The following is a 21,115-nucleotide window of genomic DNA, read 5'->3' on the forward strand; positions in this document are numbered from 1 at the left end:
GTATTATTTCACGCCACTTTCTATATGTGCATCACGATGATGAACATAAACATTATAATCAAAGCTCTCTTGTAGTTCTGCCCCAATGCGTTTCGCTAAGGCAACTGATCTATGTTGTCCACCTGTACATCCAATTGCTATGACAAGTTGTGATTTACCTTCCTTCTTATAACCCGGAACCATAAATTTCAACAAGTCCATTAACTTTTCATAAAATATATTCGTTTCTTTCCATTTCATCACATATTTGTATACCGCTTCGTCTTCACCAGTTAATGGCCTTAATTCATCAACGTAGTGCGGATTTGGTAAAAATCTTACGTCGAATACCAAGTCTGCATCTATTTGAATGCCATGTTTAAAACCGAAACTGATGACATTGATATTAAATGTTTGGAAATCACTATCGTTAAAATAGTCACGTATCTGATTACGTAGCGCTTTAGGTTTCATATGTGAAGTATCTATTGTGTAATTCGCAAGACTTTTAATTTCACTCAATAAACTGCGCTCTTCTTCAATTGCATCAATTAATGAACGTTGACCATTATAAGTTAATGGATGTGCTCTTCGTGTTTCCTTATAACGAGAAATAAGCTTATTATTTGTAGCTTCAAGAAACATAATGTCTACAATAACGTCTGTATTACTCTTAATTTGATCAATTTCTTGAATTAACGCTTCAAATAATTCCTTACCACGTAAATCAATAGCAATCGCTACCTTTTGTAAAGATGGATTACCTTGATCCATTAAATCTACAAATTTTCCCAATAAGATTGGAGGTAAATTATCTACGCAAAAATAACCAATGTCTTCTAAACTTTGAATGACTACTGATTTTCCTGCTCCTGATAATCCAGTAACAACCAATAATTCGCTTTTTACTATTTCTTTTTCTTCTCGTTGCATTTTTCCACACCATCCATAGTTATTTTTAACTAGAACAAATCGTCTCGTGCTCTATTGAAAGTCTAAGTCGTTAATATATTTGTACATGATACATGCTATCATATTATATTTTACATTAAAATCTGTGACTATAGTAGTCGTAACATCAAAATAAAAAGACTAGTCACTTCATAGATGAATGAACTAGCCTTTTCACTAATGATCTTATAAACAAGCTAATATAAGCAATTTATCATAATCTGTACTTAAAATAAGAGATGCTTAAATTTACTTTATACTTCTAATTTTTCTTTCAACTGTTCGATATATGCAATTGCACTTTGCGCTGCAATACTACCGTCGCCCGTAGCTGTTACAATTTGACGTAACCCTTTGTCGCGCACATCTCCTGCAGCATAAATACCAGGCACTTTCGTGCTCATATCATCATGTGTTTCGATATACCCAACGTCATTTGTGATGCCTAAATCTGTAAATGGCGCTGTTAATGGTTTCATTCCAATGTAGACGAAAACACCGTCAGCATCTAATTGTTGTTCTGAACCATCTTTCGTTGATTCAAGCGTTACTGAGCCTACTTTACCATCTTTTTCATTGATTGTTTTCAATGTGTGGCTCCAAATAAAATCAATCTTGTCATTTTTAAACGCTCTTTCTTGTAAAATGCTTTGGGCACGTAATTCATCTCTACGGTGAACAATTGTTACGCTATCTGCGAATTTCGTTAAGAAAGTACCTTCTTCGACAGCAGAATCACCGCCGCCAATGACGAATAGCTTTTTCCCTTTAAAGAATGCACCATCGCACACTGCACAATAACTTACGCCACGGCCACCAAGTTCTTCTTCACCAGGTACACCGATTTTTTTATATTCAGCACCAGTTGAAATAATTACTGCACGTGCAGTAATTTCGTTGTTCCCTAAATCAATGACTTTGTAATCAACTTTATCTTCGATAGACTTGATATCTCCGTATTGATACTTTGCACCGAACTTTTTAGCATGTTCAAACATCTTAGTTGAAAGGTCAGGTCCTGTTATCATTTCAAAGCCAGGAAAGTTTTCAACCTCTTCGGTATTGGCCATTTGTCCGCCTGGCATACCACGTTCGATCATAACTGTACTTAAATTTGCACGTGATGCATAAACTGCTGCCGTCATACCAGCAGGTCCAGCACCAATAATAGCCACATCAAAATCCACTTGTTCAGTCATTTTAATAGCCTCCTGTTTTCTAAATCAATATGCGAATTATATATGATAATCAACACATTATAAACCTATATGCTCAACAATACATCTATCATTTTATTCAAACGGTATTGTGAAATATCAAACCATTCTTCAACTTGTCGCTTCGTCACTTTGTGCTCATTATTGCGATAATAATTATATACGAACGCAGCAACATAAGCATCTACAGAGCTCAAATCCAGCTTCTCTGCAATCACTGCTTTTGCTTGATCAATCCACGTGACAAATAATAACGAATCATGCGTTAATGAATCAACCTCATAAAGTTTGACCATTCCTCGGTGGATAAAATCTAGCTTATTTAACTTTAAATCTTGAATCAAATAAGTTAAATAAAGCTTTTCATAATCATTCATCGTTTCCAATACCGACCAGATATCTTCGGTCATAAACACTTCTTTACCTTTTAATTGGTTTAATAGAAATATACCATACAATCTGTAATGGCTATCGTCACTGTGCAATAAAGGTAAAATTCTACTCTCAAAAATAGCTTTACTTTCATCAATCACCCAAGGTGCATAACCGACATTAACTTTAGCAATTTCTTGTAATTTGTTCCAGAAGAATTTACTTTCTTCTATATGGTTTAAATGATAATGATTAAAGCTCAATGCATTATACATTTGTAATGAAAGGAACTTGCCTTTTTTATAAAGCGGTTGCAGTATCTTTTGAGAAGCTTCGTATTGTTTCAAATAACAAAGTACAATACCTAATTTAAACGATTCATCGTCATTCATCGGCATCACTTTGTTTAAAATTTTTAAATAACGCTCATATTTTTCAGTATCATTCGTGTTATAAAGTAATAAAGTATAATGACACAATGCATAGACATCTGTACTGTCTTCGGATAATAACCTTTCGAACATGACTTTCGCACTATCAAAATCATTTAAATATAAATAACACATCGCCAATAAGTTACGTACGATACGATGATCTTGTATTGAAGCATCTTGGCGTAAAATATAATTTTGCGCTTCTTCCAAACGCCCTTGTGAAAATAAAAATTGGAAGATAACCTGCGCGACAAATAACTGACTTTCTATTTTAATATCGTTGTTAGATGAATATGAGACCTCAAACATCTCTTCAAGTTCAGTTTTATAATCTTCATCATCCGTCAATATGACGTAATTCATACCAAATAAAAAAGATTTATTCGGATCATTAAGCGTAATATTTAACTGACTTAATTGGTAATAACTTTCAGGAATCATCGTTCCAGCCGCGATATTTTCATAGAATAAATGCTCAGCTTGGTTACTCATGCCTATGTGGGTCAGAGACTCAGCATATTTAACTTTAATATCAAAATCTTGAGGTGACATATCAAGCACTTTGGCATAATACTCAGCTGCTTTTTTATAGTTTTGTTGCGAAAACTTTTGTTCACCCATTTTTTTATAAAACTGACTGTCTAACGTCATAGGTATAATATTGTTATTGCGTGCCATCCATGCTCACCTCCTCTATTACTTAATTTGCATGGGATTGCCATATGCAAATGCTGAATCAGGAATACTCTTTGAAACAACTGTGCCGGCGCCTACTTTCACATTAGAACCTATTGTAACACCAGGCAATATCGTCACATTGGCACCGATTAAAGTATTGTCACCAATATACACTTCACCTGTGCGATATTCATCCACTAAAAATTCATGCGTTAATATTGTTGTATTATAACCTATAACACAATTTTCTCCAACGTGTATGAGACTGGGATTTAGTATATCAGGTACAACTTTATATGCAAAGGCTGAATGTTGACCTACCTTCATGTTTAAAACGTGGCGATATAACCAATGCTTTATTCGTACATCGGGTAAATATCTACATAACTCGACAATAAATGTATTTTTAAAAACTTTTAACCCGTTAACATATTGGTACATATGCCAGAGCGGGTTTTTAGTCTTAACAACTATCTTTTTTAAGTTTCTCATCTCGTTACTCCTTATTACAGTCCTTTTTCAGGCCAAGTTAAAGCGCCTGCATCTTTATAACGCGGTGCTTTATATCTAACTCTACGAAGAACGATGACAGTAATACCTATGATGATTAAAATAATAGACATTAATTGGGCTATTCTGATTTGTCCAAATAGCATAAGACTATCAGTTCGTAAGCCTTCTACGAAAAATCTGCCTAATGAATACCATATAAGATATAAACAAATCGTATCTCCAACACGTAAGTGCTTTCTGATAAATAATAATATGACAAATCCACAAAAATCCCAAATGGATTCATATAAAAATGTTGGTTGGTAATAATGTCCATCTATGTACATATTCTTAATGATGAAATTCGGAAGATGCATATTTTCTAATACGTGTTTAGAAACTTCACCACCATGTGCTTCGTGGTTCATAAAGTTCCCCCATCTCCCTATACCTTGACCTAGAATTAAACTTGGTGCAATGACATCACCAATTTGTAATGGGTTTAAATTCTTTTTCTTACACATGATTACACCTGTAATAAAGCCACCAATTAAACCGCCATGTATCGCTATACCGCCGCGCCAAATCATCGGAATTTCAATCGGATGTTGCATGTAGTATGGCCATTGGAAGATAACGAAATAAATACGCGCTACAATAAATCCAAAGAACGCACTCCAAAAGATAATATCGACTAATTTCTCTTTGTCATGACCTAAACGGACTAAGCTCGATTGTGCGATGAAATACCCTATGAGAATACCAATTCCGATAATAATGCCGTACCAACGTACTGAAATTGGACCGAGTTGAATCGCAACTGGATCAATATAATTTAAAATCATTTGTTAGTTCTCCTTATTGTGATTTCCATTTCGTAAGATTTCAGCATTTAACCGATCGTTAAATTCTTCTGCAGTATTAATACCCATAATATTTAATCGGTAATTCATGGCAGCTACCTCAATAATCACTGCTACATTACGTCCTGGTCTCACTGGGATTGTCTTTTTCGTGATTTTATTATCTAAAATACGTAATTTCTCTTCATCTAAACCAACACGATCATATAATTTACCTTCGTGCCAATTTTCTAAATGTATATTCAATCGTAATCGTTTTTCAGTCAATATAGAGCCAGCACCAAATAACGTCATAACATTAATAATGCCTAATCCTCTAATTTCTAATAAATGTTCAATCAGTTTAGGTGGTTTACCTATTAATTCATCTTTACTAATTTCACTTATTTCAACATTATCATCTGCAACAAGACGATGCCCTCTTTTAACAAGTTCGAGTGCTGTTTCACTTTTACCGATACCAGAGTCACCCGTAATCAAGACGCCTACACCATAAACATCCACAAGTACACCATGAAGCGATGTTGTACGGGCTAAGTTATGTTCTAAAAACGTCGTCAATCGACTCATCAGTTGCGTCGTTGCAGCAGAAGACTCAAATAAAGGCGTATTGTTTTCCTCGGCAGCTTTAATGAGTTCTGTTGGTGGCTCTAAATCTCGCGTTACAATAATGGCAGGGGTTTCTGGACGACATAACTTTCTCATACGCCCTTTTCGTTCCTCATCAGGTAATAAATTATAAAATGATAATTCCGTTGTACCTAATAATTGAATACGGTCAGATGCATAATGCGAGAAATAACCAGCCATTTCCAAACCAGGTCTTGAAATATCAGTATTTTTAATTGCTTTATTTAATCCTGATTCACCAGTTACGAGTCTTAACTCAAACCGTTCGATCAAGCTCTTTGTTGTTAACATAGGTTCACCTCTATTTATAATTCCCTTTCAAAACTACTTGCTTTCATCATATCAAAAAGCGCTAATAATCCATATTAAAAAGTGTATCAGAGCCGGAGTTATATGCACAATTATATTTATTATAACCTATATTCCAATTTTTAAAGCTAAGGTGCTCCTCCCTATACTAAAGGGTTCAAGTATTAAATATGACATAGTTATTTTAAAGAAGCATCATTTCTCACAAAAAAATAATGATTTCCATCACATTCGATAGAAATCATTATTTTTTATTACCTAGGAAATACTTATTTTCTATTCTATTTATCACGTTCTAATACTAGCTTTAAATATTGTCCTGTATAACTATGAGGAACATCTGCTATAGCTTCAGGCGTTCCAGTGGCAACAAGCGTTCCTCCACCATCGCCACCTTCAGGTCCTAAGTCTATAATATGATCTGCCATTTTAATTACGTCTAAATTATGTTCGATGATGACTACAGTATCACCATTTTCAACGAGTTTATTTAGCACCTTTAATAATCTACTAATATCATCCACATGCAGACCTGTTGTTGGTTCATCAAGTATATAAATTGAGTTACCTGTTGAACGTTTGTGTAATTCCGAAGCGAGTTTCACACGTTGTGCTTCACCACCAGAAAGTGTGGTCGCAGGTTGACCTAATGTCACATAACCTAAACCAACATCAACGAGTGTTTGTAGTTTACGATGAATTTTCGGAACATTTTCAAAGAAATGCGTTGCATCTTCAGCAGTCATTGCTAACACATCAGCGATACTCTTACCTTTATAAGTAACCTCTAATGTTTCACGGTTATAACGTGAGCCGCCACACACTTCACATGGTACATACACATCTGGTAAAAAGTGCATTTCAATTTTAATAATACCGTCACCTTTACATGCTTCACAACGTCCGCCTTTAACGTTAAAGCTGAAACGTCCTTTTGAATAACCTCTCACTTTCGCTTCGTTTGTTTGAGCGAAGATATCTCTAATATTGTCAAAAACGCCAGTATAAGTCGCAGGGTTTGAACGTGGTGTACGACCGATTGGAGACTGATCAATATCAATAATACGCTCAATTTGATCTATGCCTTTGATTTCATCACAATCCCCTGGCTTAACTTTCGATTTATTAATAGCTTTAGCTAATGACTTATATAATATTTCATTTACTAAAGTACTCTTACCAGAGCCTGAGACACCCGTAACTACAGTCATTGTTGAAAGCGGGAAGTCAACATCAATATTTTTAAGGTTATTACTTTTAGCACCTCTGATTTGAATTTGTCTGTCAGTTAATGGACGACGTGCTTCGGGTAATTCGATGCGTTTTTTACCGCTTAAATATTGACCTGTAAGAGATTGTTTATTTTGCATGACTTGTTTCGGCGTACCACTCGCAACGATTTCACCACCGTGATCGCCTGCGCCTGGGCCGACATCGACTAAATAATCAGCTGCACGCATCGTATCGTCATCGTGTTCAACGACAATAAGCGTATTTCCTAAATCACGCATCTCTTTCAACGTATTAATGAGTCGGTCATTGTCTCGTTGATGCAACCCGATAGAAGGCTCATCTAACACGTATAGTACACCGGACAATCTTGAACCAATTTGTGTTGCCAGTCTAATACGTTGTGCTTCACCACCAGATAATGAACCTGAAGCACGATTAAGTGTTAAGTAATCGAGACCTACGTTATTTAAAAACTCAAGACGTGCGATAATTTCATTTAAAATTTGTGTCGCGATTTTACGATCTTGTTCTTTCAGCTCAATATGTTTGTATTGGTGTAATGCATCTTTAATTGAATTCTCTACAATTTCACCGATATTATAACCTGCAACATAAACTGATAAAGCTTCACGACTCAAGCGTTTACCATGACACGTTTCACATGGTAACTGTGTCATATATTTACTCATCATTTCTCTTACTAATTCAGAAGGCGACTCATGATAACGACGACTAATGTTATTTACTACACCTTCGAATTCCATCGTTCTTTTGCGAGTTGTACCGTTACGTTGTTTAAATGTAAATTCAATTTCTTTACCGTTTGAACCGTACAAAATAATATTTTTTTGGCGGTCAGTTAACTTTTTAAACGGTTTGTCCATTTTAATCTTATAAACTTCACAAACTCGTTTTAATAAAGTTGGATAGAAATCAGAACTTGTAGGTTCCCACGGTACGATTGCACCTTCATCTAACGTCTTATTTTTGTCTGGAACGACTAAATCTAAATCTACTTTTAGTTTTTGTCCTAAACCATCACAAGTTGGACAAGCTCCAAACGGGCTGTTGAAACTAAACATACGCGGCTCTAACTCACCAATAGAGAAACCACAAATTGGACAGGCATGATTCTCTGAGAATTTAAGCTCTTCATCTCCAATTACATCAACTATGAGGTTGCCATCAGCTAGGTTAAGTCCAGTTTCAATCGAGTCGGCAAGACGTGTTTCAATGCCATCTTTAACTACAAGTCTATCTACTACAACTTCTATCGTATGATTTTTATTTTTATTTAAATCAGGTACTTCATTGACGTCTGTTATTTCACCATCAACTCTTACACGCACATAACCTTTTTTACTAATGTCATCTAATAATTTCTCATGTGAACCTTTACGATGTGACACTACAGGAGCTAAGAGTTGAATCTTACTACGTTCTTCTAATTGTAAGACACGATCTACCATTTGTTGAACTGTTTGCGATTCGATTTCAATACCGTGATTGGGACATATAGGTTTACCTACACGCGCATATAATAAACGTATATAATCATAAATCTCTGTGACTGTGGCAACCGTCGATCTTGGGTTTTTGCTTGTCGTTTTCTGATCGATTGAAATCGCTGGTGACAAACCTTCTATAGTATCTACATCTGGTTTGTCCATTTGTCCTAGAAATTGACGTGCATATGCACTTAAAGATTCAACATATCTACGTTGCCCTTCAGCGTAAATCGTATCGAATGCTAATGAAGATTTACCTGACCCTGAAAGACCAGTCATGACAATCATTTTGTTCTTCGGTATTTCGATATCAACATTTTTTAAATTATGAGCACGTGCTCCTTTAACTACAATGGATGGTTGTTTCATATTTTTCACCCTTCTGCTTTTAATTCAAATAACATATCTCTAAGCTCTGTTGCCTTTTCGAAATCTAAATCTTTTGCTGCTTGCTTCATTTCTTTTTCTATATTTGCAATTGTTTTTTCGCGTTCTTTCTTCGTCATTTTCTTAGGTAATTCAGTTTGCTCTTGTTCGTTTGTCTCGTCACTCTCTACTGTAGCACTAATCACATCATGAATCTTCTTATTAATCGTCATTGGTGTAATACCATGTTCTTCATTATATGCTTCTTGAATTGAACGACGTCGATTCGTTTCATCAATCGCATATTGCATAGAATCTGTGACTTTATCACCATACATGATAACTTCCCCGCCACTATTACGCGCTGCACGACCAATCGTTTGTACAAGAGAACGTTCTGATCTTAAGAAACCTTCTTTATCAGCATCTAAGATGACGACTAACGATACTTCAGGAATATCTATACCTTCTCTTAATAAGTTAATACCAACGATAACATCATATGTGCCCATTCTTAAATCACGTATAATTTCAATACGTTCAAGTGTTTTTATTTCAGAGTGTAAATAATTGACTTTGATGCCCGCTTCTTTCATATATGTCGTCAAATCTTCACTCATTTTTTTAGTGAGTGTAGTCACTAACACGCGTTCATCACGATCAATACGTGTTTGTATTTCACTTAATAAGTCATCGATTTGATTTTCTGTAGGTCGCACATCAATCTTAGGATCTAATAATCCAGTTGGACGAATAATTTGTTCAACCATTTCATCAGTATGTTCTAACTCATACGGACCAGGTGTAGCAGAAACATATACGAGTTGATTCGTCTTATCTTCAAACTCTTCAAATTTCAATGGTCTATTATCTAAAGCACTTGGTAAACGGAAGCCGTGATCTACTAAGACTTGTTTACGTGCACGGTCACCGTTATACATACCTCTAATTTGAGGTAAAGTCACGTGAGATTCATCAATCATAACTAACCAATCATCACCAAAATAATCAAGTAAAGTATAAGGCGTAGACCCTGTTGGACGTAAAGTTAAATGTACTGAATAATTTTCAATTCCTGAACAAAATCCCATTTCTCGCATCATTTCAAGATCATAATTTGTACGTTGCTCCAAACGTTGTGCTTCAAGTAATTTATTTTCGTTACGTAATTCAGTTAATCGTTCTTCTAATTCATTTTCAATACGTTTAATTGCTAATTTCATCTTTTCATCACGTGTTACGAAGTGAGACGCTGGGAAGATAGCAAAGTGATCTCGTTCGCGCAATACTCCCCCTGTTAGGTAGTTCACTTCTCTAATGCGATCAATTTCATCCCCGAAGAACTCAACTCGGATACACATTTCTTCACGAGATGCCGGGAAGATTTCTACAACATCCCCACGTACACGGAACGTACCACGTCTAAAGTCAATGTCATTTCTTGTATATTGCACATCGACAAGCTTTCTTAACAGTTCACTTCTATCCATTTCCATTCCGACGCGAACACTTACAACTAATTCTTTATATTCTTCTGGATTACCTAAACCATATATACAACTGACACTAGCAATAATAATAACATCGTCACGTTCAAACAGTGCACTTGTCGCTGAGTGTCTCAATTGATCAATTTCGTCATTAATAGAAGCATCTTTCTCTATGAAAGTATCCGTTGAAGGTACATATGCTTCTGGTTGATAATAATCATAATAACTCACAAAGTACTCTACACGATTTTCAGGAAAGAACTCTTTAAACTCGCTATATAACTGACCTGCAAGTGTCTTATTATGAGCGATAATTAGAGTTGGCTTTCCAACGCGTTTAATTACATTACTCATCGTAAATGTCTTACCTGTTCCTGTGGCACCGAGTAATGTTTGGTGACGTTTCCCCTCTTCTACACCCTTAACAATTTCATCAATCGCTTGAGGTTGATCACCTTGGGGTTCAAAGTTAGATTCTAATTTAAATGGAGAATGTTCCATAATGATCACGCCTCCTACAAAATTTCACATTAACGTTCCTATGCGATATCCCACATTAATCCTCTATAATTACTTATACTTTTCGTTTATATTAATTGTTCACGATAAACATTTTAACAGATTTACCACTACAAATACAAACATTTGTTCGTTATTGGTTTTGAGAAAATAAAAAACAAACATAGTTATTCCCATGTTTGTCTTATGCGCGTTAAGTTGTTTCTTATTATGATGTAATATGCTAAATAAATAATGAACTTTCGCACTTATATATTAACTAATCGTCCATTTTTTTGTGTAACTCGAGTTGGTCGATAATTAAATATCCTGCTAATAATGACACTACGTCAATAAAGATAATCCACTGACTATGGAAAAATCCTTTTTCAACTGAAACGCCAATGAGTATTAACGCCAAAATCGTTCCAACCCATTTGTTCCTTGTAACTACACTAAAAGAAACTACAAGAATACAAGGGAAAAATGCAGCAAGTAAATACCAAATCATACATCTCACTCATTTCTTTTATTTAGGATGGCCATTGTCGTTTCTCTTAATTCTGAGCGTGGGATAAAGTTTTCAGTAAGCATTTCCGGAATAATATTTTCAATGAAGTCATTTACAGAGCTCAAATGATCGAATTGCATAATCGTTTCTAATGACATCTCATAAATTTCAAAGAATAGAGGTTCAGGATTTCTTTTTTGTATTTCACCAAATGTTTCATATAATAAATCAATTTTGTCGGCTACTGATAGTATTTGCCCTTCTAAAGAGTCATCTTTTCCCTCTTGCAGACGTTCACGATAAATGGCTTGATATGGTTCTGGAATCTCTTCATTAATAAAATGATTGACCATTTCTTCCTCAACTTGTGAGAAGAGCTTCTTTAACTCGCCACTCGCATATTTTACAGGTGTTTTGATATCACCGGTAAATATTTCGGCAAAGTCATGGTTAAGCGCTTTTTCATATAAACTTTTCCAATCAACTTTATTGCCATGATATTCTTCAACCGTACCTAAATATTGTGCAATCTTCGTGACTTTAAAAGAATGTGCAGCCACGTTATGTTCGAAATATTTAAATTGACCTGGCAACCTAATTAACTTTTCCAAATCGGATAAACGCTTAAAGTATTGATGTACGCCCATGACATCGCCTCCTAAATTATTTAGTGTGATTTTACTTGCTTTTATATTATCATTCAATAATCAAAATGTCTTTCGAATTTAATTATAGAATATTTTAATTTCTATAAGAGGTAAAACTTTCATTAAAAACAATTACGGTTCAGTTATGTGCTAACTCAACTTAATTGTTATTATCCATTTGACTACGTAAGTACGCTTCAATAAACGGACCAATTTCGCCATCCATTACTGCATCAACTTTCGCAGTTTCTTCGTTCGTTCTATGGTCTTTAACCATTGCATACGGATGGAAAACATAAGATCTAATTTGGCTTCCCCAACCAATCTCTTTTTGTTCACCACGAATTTCAGCCATCTCTTGTTCTTGCTCTTCAAGCTTTAATTGATAAAGTTTTGATTTTAAAGTTTTCATTGCGGCTTCTCTGTTTTTAATTTGAGATCTTTCGTTTTGGTTATTTACGACGATACCAGTAGGATGGTGTGTAATTCTTATTGCAGATTCTGTTTTGTTGATGTGTTGTCCACCTGCCCCAGAAGCTCTAAAAGTATCTACCGTAATATCGTCAGAATTCACTTCAATTTCTATTTCCGAATTATTAAATTCTGGAATAACGTCACATGATGCGAATGAAGTATGACGACGCCCTGAAGAATCAAATGGGGAAATTCTCACAAGTCGGTGAACACCTTTTTCAGCTTTCAAATAACCGTAAGCATTATGTCCTTTAACGACGAAAGTTACGCTTTTTACGCCAGCTTCATCCCCAGGTAAATAGTCAGCAATTTCAACTTTAAATCCGCTTTGTTCGCAGTAACGTTGATACATTCTAAGTAACATATTCGTCCAATCTTGCGATTCCGTCCCACCTGCACCTGGGTGTAATTCAATGATTGCATTGTTTGCATCATAAGGGCCGTCTAATAATAGTTGTAATTCAAACTGGTCTAGCTCATCTTTGAAAGCTACCACTGTTTCTTCTAAATCATCTTTCATATCTTCGTCATTTTCTTCAACTAATAATTCTCTCGTTGTAGTCATATCTTCTATATCCGCTTCTAGTTTACGATAAGCATTAACGACTGATTTTAAAGCATTGTTTTTATCAATGATATCTTGAGCTTTGTCTTGATCATCCCAAAATGTTGGGTCTGTCATCATTTCTTCATATTCTTGTATGTTCGTCTCTTTCTCTTCTAAGTCAAAGAGACCCCCTAAGTTGTTCTAACTTCTCTTGATAGCTATCTATATTTCTTTTTATTTCTGATAATTCCATAGTGCATCGCTCCTATTTTCTTAATAAACAATGATTTACTTTTATTTTAATTTGTTTTTGAATGAATACAACTATTTTACAAAAGTTAAGGAACACCTTTCAACTTTACATACTGTTCGAACGTCCGTAGTTTGAAATAAGTAGAGTTGTTTCAGTTTCATCCCTAAAATACGCGTGTTTCACTCGATAGCTCTATTAATTCACTATCATTATAAAAATTTAGAGTCTGAGACATAATAGGTGTCTCAGACTCTTTGGCAACTTGACAGTAGATGTCTGAATTGAAAATGCACTTATATCAAGCTTTTTTCAATCCTAGTCATCCTTGCCGGGGTGGGACTACGAAATCTTTATTAAAAATCGATTTCTGTCCCACTCCCTTTTTAAAATTTATTAATTATGCACCGTGGCAATTTTTATATTTCTTACCGCTGCCACAAGGACATGGATCATTTCTACCAATATCCTCATCTTTAACATAAGGTTCTGCCTTAGCTTCACCTTCTCCATAGTCGTCTCCGCTCGTTACATGTTCAGCTTTACCAAAGTCAGTAGATTTATCACGTTCAACATCTTCTTCTACAGAAACAACTGATTTCAAGATGTATTTAGATACGTCCTCTTCGATTGTTTGCATCATTGTATCAAATAATTCGTGACCTTCGTTTTGGTAATCTCGAAGCGGATTTTGTTGTCCGTATGAACGTAAGTGTATACCTTGTCTTAACTGATCCATAGTATCAATGTGATCCGTCCAATGATCATCAATAGAACGTAATAAAATCATACGTTCAAACTCATCAAATTGTGAGCCGATTTTTTCTTTTTGATTCTTCAATGCTGTTTCAATTTTAGGCCATACATATTCGAACACATCTTCATTATCTTTACCTTTAAGTTCAGATGGTTTTAATTCACCTTCATGTAAGAATACGTCTTCAACGTAATTAACAAATGGTTCATAGTTTGCATCTTCTTCGTCTTCATTAATATAGTAATAGATACTGCGTTGAAGCGTTGAACGTAACATTGATTCAACTAGATCATTACTTGAGTCGCTGTCTATAATATTATTACGTTCACCATAAATGATTTCACGTTGTTTACGTAACACGTCATCATATTCAAGTACTCGTTTACGTGCATCAAAGTTGTTACCTTCAACACGTTTTTGTGCTGATTCAACCGCACGTGATACCATCTTAGATTCTATAGGCGTCGTATCGTCCATACCTAAACGATTCATCATACTTTGTAGACGTTCTGAACCGAAACGTACCATCAACTCATCTTGTAAAGATAAATAGAATCTACTATCACCTTTATCACCTTGACGTCCTGAACGACCACGGAGCTGATCATCTATACGTCTAGATTCGTGTCGTTCTGTACCTATAACAGCAAGACCGCCAATTTCTTCTACGCCTTCACCAAGTTTAATATCCGTACCACGACCAGCCATGTTTGTCGCGATGGTTACTGCACCACGTTGACCAGCATCCGCGATGATATCCGCTTCTTTTTCATGGTTCTTCGCGTTAAGTACGTTGTGTCTCACACCATTTTTCTTTAAAAGGTTTGAAATATATTCACTGGTTTCAACTGCAACCGTACCAAGTAAGACCGGTTGACCTTGTTTGTGTTTCTCAATAACTTCGTCCACAACAGCGTCAAATTTACCTTTTTGACTAACATAAATCATATCTGATTTATCGATACGTTGTACGGGTCTATTTGTCGGAATTTGAGTTACTGTCATATTGTAAATATTTCTAAACTCTTCTTCTTCCGTTTTAGCAGTACCTGTCATTCCTGAAAGTTTATTGTACATTCTGAAATAGTTTTGGAATGTAATAGAAGCCATCGTTTTTGATTCGTTTTGAATCTTAACGCCTTCTTTAGCTTCTATCGCTTGGTGTAACCCTTCTGAGAAACGACGACCTGGCATAGTACGACCTGTAAATTGATCGACGATAAGTACTTCGCCTTCATGCACCATATAGTCAACATCTTTTTGAAGTGTCACGTGGGCACGTAACGCCGTATTGATATGTGTAATAATATCGACATTTTTAACGTCATAAAGGTTATCAATTTTAAACATACGTTCAGCTTTATCGATACCTTGTTCTGTTAATTGTACAGATTTCGTCTTTTCATCTAAATTATAGTCTTCTTCATTTTTAAGCATTTTTGCAAAGACGTTTGCTTGAGTATATAAAGAAGTCGATTTTTCTGCTTCACCTGAAATAATTAAAGGTGTACGGGCTTCGTCAATTAAAATAGAGTCAACTTCGTCAATGATTGCGTAATGTAATGGTCTCATTACACGCTCTTCAGCATAGTTCACCATATTATCACGTAAGTAATCAAAACCAAGTTCATTGTTAGTACTGTAAGTGATATCACGTGTATATGCTTCACGTTTCTCATTAGTAGACTTACTATTTAAATTGACACCTACTGATAAACCTAGGAATTCGTATAAGCGTGCCATGTCTTCACTTTGACTACTTGCAAGATATTCGTTGACTGTGATGACGTGTACACCACGACCTGCAAGTGCATTTAAATATGTTGGCATCGTCGCTGTTAATGTCTTACCTTCACCGGTTCTCATTTCAGCAATGTCACCGTTATGAATAGCGATACCACCCATAACTTGTACTCTGAAAGGTACCATGTTATACACACGTTTTGAACTTTCTCGAACAAGTGCAAATGCTTCTGGTAATATTTCATCTAATATTTTATTTTGTTTCTTTACGTCGTCTTCTGCTTGTACTTTTTGTTGCAACGCTTTTGTTTTTTCTCTAATTTCTTCATCTTTTAAAATCGACATATCCTCTTCTAGGGCAAGGACTTTGTCGGCTAACTTACCAAGGCGTTTTATTTCTCTTTTATTGCCATCTGCAATCTTTGATAAAAAACCCATTTTGTTCGCTCCTTTAGCATTTTAACTCTTTGCTTACAACAATTAATCTTATCATTTATATCGTGAAATTTACACTTATTAAGTTCACGGTTAATATTAAGACTCTATTACTAACGTCTATCTCCCATAATTCTTCCGTTAGATATAATCTTATTTAAAATATACATGTTTTGATTACGTATTTCCAAATGTTTGGACCTTAACAACATAATAGGCTAGAAACATATGATTGTTCCTAGCCTATTCTCTGTATTAAGACGTACATTGCATATGAATCACTATTCAGTTGTTTCAATCAATCCATATTTGCCATCTTTTCTTTTATAAACAATGCTTGTACCATCAGTTTCACGATCTGTGAAAATAAAGAAATCATGCCCTAATAAATCCATTTGTAACACCGCTTCTTCTGAGTCCATCGGTTTTAAACTGAAGTTCTTTGAACGGATGATTTCAATATCACTGTCATCATTGTCCTCTTCATCTTGAAGTGATGGGACCTCATTTTCTTCTGGTAATGAAGCAAATGCCTCTTGATCATGACGATTGCGGTTCTTTCTATTGACACGAGTTTTATACTTTCTCACTTGTCTTTCTAATTTACTATTAATTAAATCAATACCTGCATATAAATCATCATGTCTTTCTTCCGCTCTTAAAGTAACATTCTTCAATGGAATTGTTACCTCAATCTTAGTAGAAGAGTTTTGATACGTTTTAACTTTAACGTGCGCAATAGCATTTGGCACATTATTAAAATAGCGTTCTAATTTACCAATTTTTTCCTCAATGTAATTACGAATTGCGTCAGTAATTGTGAGGTTCTCTCCGTGAATTTCAAATCTAAGCATAGTAATCGACTCCTTTAAAACCTCTTTATTGGTAATATTGCTTATCCTTATCATACCACTTAATACTACCGTGCAAAAGTAAATACATATAATTTTCTGATTTTTCTAACAAATATTTTACACGCAGCATGATGAATCGTCAATCCAGTTGTATAAATATCATCTATGAGTAAAATGTTCTTATCATCTAGATCGATAGAATCGTTAATAAGGTGAAATGGATTCGGTTGTTGTGCTCGAGTAAGCTTATCTAATTCAGATTGCTTTGCCCGTAACTGTGTAGAAAGTAACCGATGATAACGAACACCTAAATGCTCCAACACCATTTCAACTGGATTAAAAGTACGCATTTGATCTCGTTCGATGGGTGAAGGAATAGGTATATTGTAATGATAATCTTGTTTCGGTAACTTTAATTTGTATGCTAATAATTCACTAAGCGCTACATCTTTTAAAAATTTATAGTTATGCAAGATTTCTTTCATAACACCATCATATCGATAATTACAATACAGTTGATCCATTAATTTGAATTTTTGAGCTAAAAACTGACAATCTAAACACTGTGTTTCCTTTATAGCTAATGTCTTTAAGCAAGTTGGACAGCAATTTGTCTTACTTATCCCAATTTCCTTCCATTGTGATTCACATTTACAACAAAGCTTTCGTCTTCTTTTAAAAAGATTTCGTGCGTGCAAAGTTTCATTAATGGCAGAATGACATTGTAAGCATCTATTCACGAACCCACCCCCGTTGAGTAGCAAGACGATTCATTTTCACGATTTCGCGTTTTGCTTTCATCATCTTTAACGTAATCCCTTCATGCAAAAACATAACAGACCCTGTAGGTGCATCGATCTTTCTCCCTACTCGACCAGCGATTTGTACTAGCGCACTGCTTGTGAATGTATGACTATTTAACACTAAGACGTCCAAACAAGCTTTAGTGAAACCACGTTCTAATATTGTAGTCGTAAATAATATTTGAATTGTTCCTTCCCTAAATGCTGCTACTTTGTCAAACCTTAGTGGATCTTCACTATAAACGTAATCCAGGTGTTGGATTTGAGTTTTATATACCTTATACATCTTTAACATTGAGTCTATATGATTGAAAAACACGAGGGTAAATCGTTGTTGGTGAATTTGTATATTGAAGTAGTTCGTTAATGTACGTTGGGGCTTGTTATAATTTACCTTAAAATATTTAAACCGAGGCTCAGGTAGTGGATAGCCATGATAACGTGCTGGAAGTCTAACGATGTGAGATTCTGTCATTTGTTGAACAAGGGACCGAGGCGGCGTGGCTGTCATATACACATGACAATGTTGGGGTTTTGAAGCAGAAGTGATATTTTGCATTAAATTCTCATCCATTGACAATGGAAAGGCATCTACCTCATCTACGACTATGAAATCGAAATGCGCTTTATACCGATATAGTTGATGTACAGTTGAAATAATAAAATGCCCATCATATTGCTGACTTTGACCTTGATAAAGTACATCTATATTCTCTTTCTTGAAAGCTTCTTTAACACGCTTCGCAACTTCTATCACGACGTCTACACGTGGTGAAACTATCGCGACATTATCACCACGTCTCCGTGCATACTGTATACTTTCAAAGATCATTTCAGTCTTCCCAGCACCTGTAACAGCATATAGCAATAATGGCTGATAGTGCTTAAGTGCCTTTAATATATGATTGGATGCAAATTGTTGTTGATCTGTTAATTCGAAATCAAGTTGATAGTGTGCCAAGGATGGTTGTTGATGCGATTTCGTAATGATGATATCTGAAACGTTATCCATCCTTCCTAAATTGATACAATGTCTGCAATATACGATATGCTGTTTCTGAATCCTTGAATAATACTGATAAAATAGTTGTTGGTTTTGATTATTACACTGCACACAGAACCACTTTTCATCTACTCGGGTCACACCTTTCGATCGTGTGTGTATGATTTCATCAGTCAATGTTGAAATATCTGAAATTAATTTACCGTAATTTTTTATAATACTTTCCTCCAAAAAAAGAGATCAGCAACATCTATTGTTATTAGAAACATTACTTTATTTCTTAATAACGGATGTCATTACTGATCTCTATCTATATATTAATCAAGTCTAATTTTTCTACCAGTGTAACCTAAGCCCATTCCGCCTGAACCTATATGTGCAGCGACAACTGGACCTAGTTTAGAACGATGTACACGATATTGCGGATAATTTTGTTGTAACTCGTTATACAACCAATCACTATCTTCAGTAATATCACCTTCTACGATATACAACGTTACTTCTTCGTAATCTTTAACGCGTTCTGTAACCTTTTCAATGATTGTTTTTAAAGCACGTTTTTTAGTACGTACCTTTTCCTCTGGGACAATGAGACCGTCTTGGAACTTTAACACGGGTTTCATTTTCAACATAGTACCTATCCATGCTTGTGCTCCTGAAATACGCCCGCTTTTTTGAAGATTTTTCAAATCATCTACCATTAAAATTGCTCCTGATACTTCTCGCATTGATTGTAACTCATTAATAATCGCTTGAGGCTCATAACCTTCTTCAATCATTTCTAAAGCTCGTAAAACGTACCCGCCTTCTATCATTGCAGCTAATTCAGAATCAAATGTGTGGATATTAATACCTTCAACGATATCAGCAGCTTGCGTAGCTGTCTGATAACAACCACTAATACCTGATGACAAGAATATTCCTATAACATCTGTGTAACCTTGATCACGGAAATATTCATAATGTTCAATAAACTCCCCTATTGCAGGTTGACTCGTCGTTGGAATGGACTTTGACGTTTTCATACGTTCATAAAATTCCGAGCTAGAAATTGCCCCATTTTCTGTATAATTATCACCATTATCAAACGTAACACTAAGCGGTGCAATTCTTATATCGTATTTATCTATTAAGTTTTGGGGTAAATAACTTGTTGAATCAGTCAAAACTGCGATTTTCATATATTATCCTCCTCAATTATCCTCACTACTATAATACAGTATAATGAATTAAAAGAAAATTCATATTTTATTTAATATATCAATGTACACAGTGTATAATGAACTACAATGAATCAGTGCGAACGATATCAATCTCATTCAATACTGAATAAAAGAGGTGAACAACAAAATGAGTGAACAATTAATCACAATTAAAGAAGCACATACAATTGAAAATGTTATTAGTAAATCACGTTTTATTGCACATATTAAACCAGTAACAACTGAAGAAGAAGCTAAAGCTTTTATAAATGAAGTCAAAGCTGAATACCGTGATGCCAACCATAATTGTTCAGCATATACAGTTGGAGATCAAATGAACATTCAAAAAGCGAACGACGATGGTGAGCCAAGTGGTACTGCAGGCGTACCGATGTTAGAAGTATTAAAGAAACTAGAAATTCATAACGTATGTGTAGTAGTGACACGTTACTTTGGTGGAATTAAACTAGGTGGTGGCGGTTTAATACGTGCTTATAGTGGTGCTGTACGCGATGTTATTTATGATATAGGACGCGTCGTTTTAAAACCAGCCTTACCAACAACAGTAACAGTATCTTACGATCTATCTGGCAAGTTAGATTATGAATTGGAAGCCACACCTTACTTATTACGTGATAAAGCTTACACAGATAAAGTAAGTTATCAAATCGATGTTGTAGAAACGGATTATGACCAATTTGTTGAATTTTTAAATCGAATCACTTCAGGTAACTACGAACTAAATGCAGATGATACATTACTCCTACCATTCGATATAGAAACTAAATAACAGCACAGGACTTAAAATCCTGTGCTGTTATTTTTATAGTTACTTTTATAATAAAATTTTATCTTTCAATCCGAAACCG

The 21,115-nt window shown here is 35.1% G+C and carries 17 protein-coding genes; 1 reads left to right on the forward strand and 16 read right to left on the reverse strand.

The genetic code is table 11. The features are described from left to right. Window positions 1-3 precede the first annotated feature (3 nt). The 16 genes from rapZ to fakB1 form a co-directional block, all read right to left on the reverse strand. On the reverse strand, window positions 4-912 hold the full coding sequence (gene rapZ / locus NGI30_RS07970; protein WP_251519226.1) for an RNase adapter RapZ: 909 nt from the start codon (window positions 910-912) through the stop codon (window positions 4-6). A 272-nt stretch (window positions 913-1,184) separates the two neighbouring features. Then, window positions 1,185-2,129 carry a thioredoxin-disulfide reductase gene (gene trxB / locus NGI30_RS07975; RefSeq protein ID WP_251519225.1) on the reverse strand — a complete coding sequence of 315 codons (945 nt, stop codon included), beginning with the start codon at window positions 2,127-2,129 and terminating at the stop codon, window positions 1,185-1,187. A 65-nt stretch (window positions 2,130-2,194) separates the two neighbouring features. Then, entirely contained in the window at window positions 2,195-3,631 is a 1,437-nt protein-coding gene (locus NGI30_RS07980) for a tetratricopeptide repeat protein (protein ID WP_251943270.1), read from the reverse strand. 18 nt (window positions 3,632-3,649) lie between these two features. Beyond that, a complete protein-coding gene (locus tag NGI30_RS07985) occupies window positions 3,650-4,123 on the reverse strand; it encodes an acyltransferase (protein ID WP_251519221.1) in 474 nt (157 codons plus the stop codon). Between the two features lie 14 nt (window positions 4,124-4,137). Next, a complete protein-coding gene (gene lgt, locus NGI30_RS07990; protein WP_251519219.1) occupies window positions 4,138-4,968 on the reverse strand; it encodes a prolipoprotein diacylglyceryl transferase in 831 nt (276 codons plus the stop codon). Between the two features lie 3 nt (window positions 4,969-4,971). After that, window positions 4,972-5,907 (reverse strand): HPr(Ser) kinase/phosphatase, encoded by a 936-nt coding sequence (gene hprK / locus NGI30_RS07995; protein WP_251943271.1) that lies wholly within the window; start codon window positions 5,905-5,907, stop codon window positions 4,972-4,974. A 299-nt stretch (window positions 5,908-6,206) separates the two neighbouring features. Further along, entirely contained in the window at window positions 6,207-9,035 is a 2,829-nt protein-coding gene (uvrA, locus tag NGI30_RS08000) for an excinuclease ABC subunit UvrA (protein ID WP_251519215.1), read from the reverse strand. 5 nt (window positions 9,036-9,040) lie between these two features. Further along, window positions 9,041-11,026, reverse strand: a complete 1,986-nt coding sequence (gene uvrB, locus NGI30_RS08005) for an excinuclease ABC subunit UvrB (protein WP_251943956.1) — start codon at window positions 11,024-11,026, stop codon at window positions 9,041-9,043. Between the two features lie 274 nt (window positions 11,027-11,300). Then, entirely contained in the window at window positions 11,301-11,531 is a 231-nt protein-coding gene (locus tag NGI30_RS08010; protein ID WP_251943273.1) for a CsbA family protein, read from the reverse strand. Window positions 11,532-11,536: 5 nt separating this feature from the next. Beyond that, complete coding sequence (locus tag NGI30_RS08015; protein ID WP_251519210.1) at window positions 11,537-12,178, reverse strand: YfbR-like 5'-deoxynucleotidase; 642 nt, start codon at window positions 12,176-12,178, stop codon at window positions 11,537-11,539. Window positions 12,179-12,338: 160 nt separating this feature from the next. Further along, window positions 12,339-13,452 (reverse strand): peptide chain release factor 2 gene (prfB, locus tag NGI30_RS08020; RefSeq protein ID WP_251519183.1). Its coding sequence is split into 2 segments (ribosomal slippage): window positions 12,339-13,379 and window positions 13,381-13,452, totalling 1,113 coding nucleotides; the frame shifts between segments, so codons are not numbered across the junction. 397 nt (window positions 13,453-13,849) lie between these two features. After that, the gene (gene secA, locus NGI30_RS08025) at window positions 13,850-16,387 is read right to left on the reverse strand and encodes a preprotein translocase subunit SecA (protein ID WP_251519139.1); all 2,538 of its coding nucleotides are present in this window, start codon (window positions 16,385-16,387) and stop codon (window positions 13,850-13,852) included. 278 nt (window positions 16,388-16,665) lie between these two features. After that, window positions 16,666-17,238 carry a ribosome hibernation-promoting factor, HPF/YfiA family gene (hpf, locus tag NGI30_RS08030; protein WP_251943275.1) on the reverse strand — a complete coding sequence of 191 codons (573 nt, stop codon included), beginning with the start codon at window positions 17,236-17,238 and terminating at the stop codon, window positions 16,666-16,668. 65 nt (window positions 17,239-17,303) lie between these two features. Continuing rightward, the gene (locus NGI30_RS08035; protein WP_251943277.1) at window positions 17,304-17,978 is read right to left on the reverse strand and encodes a ComF family protein; all 675 of its coding nucleotides are present in this window, start codon (window positions 17,976-17,978) and stop codon (window positions 17,304-17,306) included. Beyond that, the gene (locus tag NGI30_RS08040; protein ID WP_502960380.1) at window positions 17,971-19,275 is read right to left on the reverse strand and encodes a DEAD/DEAH box helicase family protein; all 1,305 of its coding nucleotides are present in this window, start codon (window positions 19,273-19,275) and stop codon (window positions 17,971-17,973) included. The genes NGI30_RS08035 and NGI30_RS08040 overlap by 8 nt, the downstream gene beginning before the upstream one ends. A gap of 86 nt (window positions 19,276-19,361) precedes the next feature. Next, window positions 19,362-20,225, reverse strand: a complete 864-nt coding sequence (gene fakB1 / locus NGI30_RS08045) for a fatty acid kinase binding subunit FakB1 (RefSeq protein WP_251943281.1) — start codon at window positions 20,223-20,225, stop codon at window positions 19,362-19,364. Between the two features lie 169 nt (window positions 20,226-20,394). Between fakB1 and NGI30_RS08050 the strand changes: the two genes are divergently transcribed. Beyond that, a complete protein-coding gene (locus NGI30_RS08050; RefSeq protein ID WP_251519125.1) occupies window positions 20,395-21,036 on the forward strand; it encodes a YigZ family protein in 642 nt (213 codons plus the stop codon). Window positions 21,037-21,115 lie beyond the last annotated feature (79 nt).

It is taken from the genome of Staphylococcus sp. Marseille-Q5304 (assembly GCF_943737015.1).
Classification (GTDB): domain Bacteria; phylum Bacillota; class Bacilli; order Staphylococcales; family Staphylococcaceae; genus Staphylococcus; species Staphylococcus hsinchuensis.

Coding starts and splice junctions, on each gene's coding strand:
- rapZ (WP_251519226.1), bottom strand. CDS start 912: ATGCAACGAGAAGAAAAAGAAATAGTAAAAAGCGAATTATTGGTTGTT.
- trxB (WP_251519225.1), bottom strand. CDS start 2,129: ATGACTGAACAAGTGGATTTTGATGTGGCTATTATTGGTGCTGGACCT.
- NGI30_RS07980 (WP_251943270.1), bottom strand. CDS start 3,631: ATGGCACGCAATAACAATATTATACCTATGACGTTAGACAGTCAGTTT.
- NGI30_RS07985 (WP_251519221.1), bottom strand. CDS start 4,123: ATGAGAAACTTAAAAAAGATAGTTGTTAAGACTAAAAACCCGCTCTGG.
- lgt (WP_251519219.1), bottom strand. CDS start 4,968: ATGATTTTAAATTATATTGATCCAGTTGCGATTCAACTCGGTCCAATT.
- hprK (WP_251943271.1), bottom strand. CDS start 5,907: ATGTTAACAACAAAGAGCTTGATCGAACGGTTTGAGTTAAGACTCGTA.
- uvrA (WP_251519215.1), bottom strand. CDS start 9,035: ATGAAACAACCATCCATTGTAGTTAAAGGAGCACGTGCTCATAATTTA.
- NGI30_RS08010 (WP_251943273.1), bottom strand. CDS start 11,531: ATGATTTGGTATTTACTTGCTGCATTTTTCCCTTGTATTCTTGTAGTT.
- NGI30_RS08015 (WP_251519210.1), bottom strand. CDS start 12,178: ATGGGCGTACATCAATACTTTAAGCGTTTATCCGATTTGGAAAAGTTA.
- secA (WP_251519139.1), bottom strand. CDS start 16,387: ATGGGTTTTTTATCAAAGATTGCAGATGGCAATAAAAGAGAAATAAAA.
- hpf (WP_251943275.1), bottom strand. CDS start 17,238: ATGCTTAGATTTGAAATTCACGGAGAGAACCTCACAATTACTGACGCA.
- fakB1 (WP_251943281.1), bottom strand. CDS start 20,225: ATGAAAATCGCAGTTTTGACTGATTCAACAAGTTATTTACCCCAAAAC.
- NGI30_RS08050 (WP_251519125.1), top strand. CDS start 20,395: ATGAGTGAACAATTAATCACAATTAAAGAAGCACATACAATTGAAAAT.